The 4,418-nt window shown below is 71.9% G+C and carries 4 protein-coding genes; 3 read left to right on the forward strand and 1 reads right to left on the reverse strand.

Annotated features, from left to right (window positions below):
- Positions 1-733 precede the first annotated feature (733 nt).
- Positions 734-967: a tyrosine-type recombinase/integrase gene (locus tag AC51EU_RS27530; protein WP_496269796.1), complete on the forward strand. Its 234-nt coding sequence runs from the start codon at positions 734-736 to the stop codon at positions 965-967.
- A 4-nt stretch (positions 968-971) separates the two neighbouring features.
- Here AC51EU_RS27530 and AC51EU_RS27535 read toward each other — a convergent pair whose 3' ends face one another.
- Entirely contained in the window at positions 972-2,345 is a 1,374-nt protein-coding gene (locus tag AC51EU_RS27535) for a C39 family peptidase (protein WP_496269797.1), read from the reverse strand.
- A gap of 231 nt (positions 2,346-2,576) precedes the next feature.
- On the opposite strand from AC51EU_RS27535, the gene AC51EU_RS27540 reads away from it, so the two are divergent.
- Together AC51EU_RS27540 and AC51EU_RS27545 are read left to right on the forward strand one after the other, a co-directional pair.
- Entirely contained in the window at positions 2,577-3,161 is a 585-nt protein-coding gene (locus tag AC51EU_RS27540; protein WP_496269794.1) for a uridine kinase family protein, read from the forward strand.
- 447 nt (positions 3,162-3,608) lie between these two features.
- Positions 3,609-4,418, forward strand: an 810-nt coding sequence (locus tag AC51EU_RS27545; protein WP_496269795.1) for a tetratricopeptide repeat protein, incomplete at its 3' end; no start/stop codon positions are given.

A 4,418-nucleotide genomic window follows, 5' to 3' on the forward strand; every position in this document is an offset into this window, starting at 1 on the left:
CGAACTCGCCGACAACCTCTGACACCCCGGGCCCCGGCCAGCCGCACCACACTCGCAGCCGGCCGGGGCACGTCGGCACTCACCCGACCGTGTCACGGCCCTCGATCGTCTCTGAGGACGATCGCCACGCCGCGCCGATCACTGCAAGTGATGAGTCCAATGGCCGGGGCCTGGCCCGAACGCAGTGCGGCACATATGACACCCGGCATCACAAGCAACAGGATGTTTTTTCCGGCCGAGGGATTGGAGAGGAATCCCCCAACTGTCGCAGCCATGCTCAAGACCAGCACTGCAGTGGAGACCGAAACCGCCGTAAGAGGTTTCTTCGGTTTCACACATGCCAGGAGCGTCCATCCCACCCAGAGCGCAAGCGCGATGACGGGAACGAGGACCACGGGCGACCTCGCTAACGGTAGAAATATTCCTCAGCGTGATGGGCTGAAGGGCCCACGGCATGCCCCTCTCAAGGACCAAGAGAGCAAGGGCACTATTTTGTTGGCCGGCGAGCCGCCGACGACGCCCGCTCCCCGAACCCTCGCGGCCGCAATCCGTCCGTACGCCTCTCGGCTACAGAACCGGAATCAGCGTCAGCACCTTCACAGCTCGGCGCTGCGCAGGAGCCCCCTCCGTGCCGCGCTGCTGCATGCCCGCCGACATGGGTATCACGCCGACGCCTATGGCACCTGTGAGTCGTACGAACGGGATTCTGCGGCTTCACGTCCTGCCGCACCTGATGCTCTGTTCCTGCACACCCCACGATCTCCGCCACAAATGGGCGACCGTGACCCTGACGAACGGGGTCTCCCTTCATGAGGTGTCCCGATGGCTCGGACACCGGTCCATCAAGGTCACGGTCGATCGGTACGGGCATCTCACTCAGGACGGCCGGGAGCGCTGCCGTCAGGTCGTGGTGACCACCTTCCGGAGCTGTCTCCCCGAGGAGCTGGCGGTCGGCCTCGCGGCCTGACCCGCTACCGGATTCCGAGGGCGCGCAGGGCGCGGTGCTGACCCGGTGCCGGCTTCACCGGGAAATAGAGGTAGCAGACGCCTCCGGAACCGCCTCTGACCTGGCCGTTCGCATCGTGTCGCTTCGTCCGCAGCCAAATGTTCTCGAACTGGCGGCGGGGGTAGACGCGGCGGACGGAGGGGTCGTCGGGGGAGGCGGGGTCGTTGGCGATGACGTCGCCGGTGGGGGTGAAGCCGATGACGGTCATGAGGTGGCCGGCGGTGCCGTAGCCGGCGCCGTCGAGTTCGGACTTGATGAAGGACTGGGAGGTGATGACGGGGATGCCGGCGCGGACGAGGTGTTCGATGTCGGTGAGGGATTCGAGGCGGGTGACGATGCCCTGGAGGTCGGGGTAGGTGGCGGCGTAGGCGGCGTTGAACGGCCAGTTGCCGCAGCCCTTGTACTGGCTGTCGTAGGTGCGGCGGGCGGCGTGGCAGACCTGGGGGTCGGCGTAGGACGGGTCGACCCAGGAGAGGTCCTCGGGGGTGGGTCTGCGGCCCCAGTACTCGATGATCATCTGGGAGGAGGTCGGGCTGCACCACGCCTCTCCCCCGTTGTCGTACTCCGGGTACTCGCCCTTGTGGATCTCCTGGGAGTAGCGCGGTACGGGCAGTTCGTGGCCCGCGGCGACGCCGGGGCGGGAGGCGGGGACCTCGAAGCGGTCGGGGATGTCGGAGGCCATGGCGCCCAGCCGCCAGACGGTGGGGCTCAGGGCGCTGCCGGGGGTGCGGCGCAGGGTGAGGCGGAGCTGGTAGGCGGTCAGGCGCAGGCCGGACGCCAGGTCGTCGACGGCGAGGGTGTCCGTGGAGACGCTGGTGCGGCCGTCGCTCTGGCCGTCGACGGAGGTGCGGCGGATGTCGGCCTCGGAGTCGCCCGAGGTCCAGTGGCCCATGACGTACCAGGGGGTGAGGGTGCCGTCGGGGTAGCGGCCGCGGAGTTCGACGGTGATCCAGGTGCCGGTGGGGGTGCGGGCGTTCCAGGAGGCGATGATCTCGCCGGCGGGGGCGGCCGGGGCGTGCAGGGGGCCGGTCCAGGTGGCGTACTCCCACAGGGCGGTGCGGCCGGTGTGGGGGTCGTGGTACTCGGCGGCGCCGGCGGGGGCGGAGATGCGGATGCCGGGGCGGGTGCCGTGCACGACGCGGGTGCCGTCGGCGCGTCCCTGGGTCCAGTCGTCGGCGGTGGTCCAGGCGTGTCGGTCCACGAGGCTCTTCGGTCGGCGGGCGGCGGGGCCCGGGCGGACGGCGGAAGGGGTGGCGGCGAACGCCGAGGGGGCGGCGGCGCCCGCCGCGGCGGCGAGTGCGGCGGCCAGGACGGTACGCCGGGGCGCTGATCTGCTCATCGGGAACCCCCAGTCGGGTGCGGTGTCCGCCGCCGGGCCGGTGACCGCTCCCGCGTACCGGCGCGGGGCCGGGGTGAACGCGGAGCGCGGCGGTGGCGACGGTGGCGGGAACGGCAGGAGCGGGAACAGTGACAACGGATCAACTATCACGGGCGCGACCGGATTCGGCCAGCGGTTCGACACGCGTCGCCTCGCCAATATTGGTGTGGACCACTGGCGTAGGCTGACGCGGTGACCGACGTCCTCGCCCCGCTCGCCGCCCGTATCGCCGCGCTGCCGCCGTCCTGCGGGCCGGTGCGGCTGGTCGCGGTGGACGGGCACGCGGGGTCGGGCAAGAGCACGTTCACGGCGCGTCTGGCGGCGGCGCTGGGCGGGGCTCCGGTGGTGCACACCGATGATCTCGCCACGCACGAGGAGCTGTTCGCCTGGGACGGGAGGTTCCGGGAGCAGGTGCTGGAGCCGCTGTCGCGGGGGGCGTGCGCGCGGTACGCGGTGTACGACTGGGTGCGCGGGGAGTTCGGCGCGGCGCGGGAGCTGGCGCCGGAGCCCGTGGTACTGGTCGAGGGCGTGGGGGCGGGCCGCCGGGCCCTGCGGCCGTCTCTGGCGTGCCTGCTGTGGATGGAGCTGCCCGACGCGTCCTCGTGGGAGCGGGGCCGGCGCCGGGACGGGCCGGACCTCACCACCTTCTGGGATGGCTGGATTCCGGCGGAGCGTGCGCACTTCGCGGCGGACCCGTCCCGCCCGTACGCCCATCTCCTGGTACATCAGGTGCCGATGGGGTACGACGTACGGGTGGGGCCTTCCGGCGCCCCCTGAACTCCCCTTGTTCTCACGCTCGGTAGCCGAATTCCTGCGCCGTACGGGTGACGGCCGACAGGCTCCCGCCGAGTGCCCCAACTCGGCTTGACCTGGGGGGCGTACAGGACTTACGTTCTCAATGTGCGGTTCGGACGGACCGCCCGCAGACGCGAAGCCCCCGGTTGTTCCCCCGTGATCGGGGGCTTCGTCCTGTCCGCTTCCTCCATTCGCCGCGGTTGCCACCCCGCTTCCCTCACCCTGGGTCACCGCAGTCTTCACGCCGCAGGGCACCGCCTCCGCCCTCTACGGTCCGCGGTGTCGCCGCAGGTACCATGCGAGACGGTGCCACCGGAGGACACACCGGCCGGCGACGCGCGGCGGCGGCAACTTACGCCCGTACCGGACCGGTTCGCGGCCCTCGGGTGCCCGCCCGGCGGCACGGGGCACTTCGTGGGGGGACACGCGATGGATCGAGGCACACAGGGCTCGCCGCCCGCCCCGGCCGAACTCGCCTGGCTGCGCGGCATGGACGCCTACACCGTCGGCGCCTACCCGCAGGCCGAGGAGGAGTTCCGGGCCGCGGTGCGCACGGACCCGGCGATGGCGGACGCCTGGCTGGGGCTGCACGCGCTGCGCGCCGACACCGCCACCGCGCTGCTGCGGATGCACCGCCACCGCGACCGTTTCGGCGAGACGCGCGCCCGCTACGGACGCGTCCTCAACTCCTGGTACTGGCTGGGCTGGTGGGTGCAGCCGGTGCTGGAGAGCGGCCGCGACCTCCAGCTCGCGTACGCCTCCCACTGGCTCGACGGCCGCCACATCGGCGAACTCGACCAGGCGCTGGCGGGCTGCCCGCCGGTGGACACCGATCCGCAGGTCCGCTTCCTGCACGCCTGCCGCGGCTACCTGGTCAAGGACTGGGAGCAGCTGCTGCGGCACTGCGAGCCGCTGCTGGACGACCCGCTGCTGGGCATCGAGGCCGGGCTGTTCGGCGGGATGGCGCGGGTGCGGCTGGAGATGTACGGGCAGGCCGAGCCGCTGCTGTCCGCCGCGCTGATGCGCTGCCGCAGCGAGCAGCCGCAGCGCAAGGAGCTGCGCTACTGGCTGGCCCGCGCCCACGAGGGCATCGGCCGCACCGCCGCCGCGCTCCCCCTCTACCGCGCGGTGCACCGCATCGACCCCGCGTTCATGGACACCGCGGCCCGGCTGGCGGCGATCACCGAGGGGGACGGGCTGGACGAGGGCCTCGACCTGGCGCCGGTCACCGCCGCGGGC

This window comes from Candidatus Streptomyces philanthi, assembly GCF_059553635.1.

Excerpts from the sequence above, each read along its gene's own strand:
- AC51EU_RS27530 (WP_496269796.1), top strand. The coding sequence starts at position 734 with ATGCTCTGTTCCTGCACACCCCACGATCTCCGCCACAAATGGGCGACC.
- AC51EU_RS27535 (WP_496269797.1), bottom strand. The coding sequence starts at position 2,345 with ATGAGCAGATCAGCGCCCCGGCGTACCGTCCTGGCCGCCGCACTCGCC.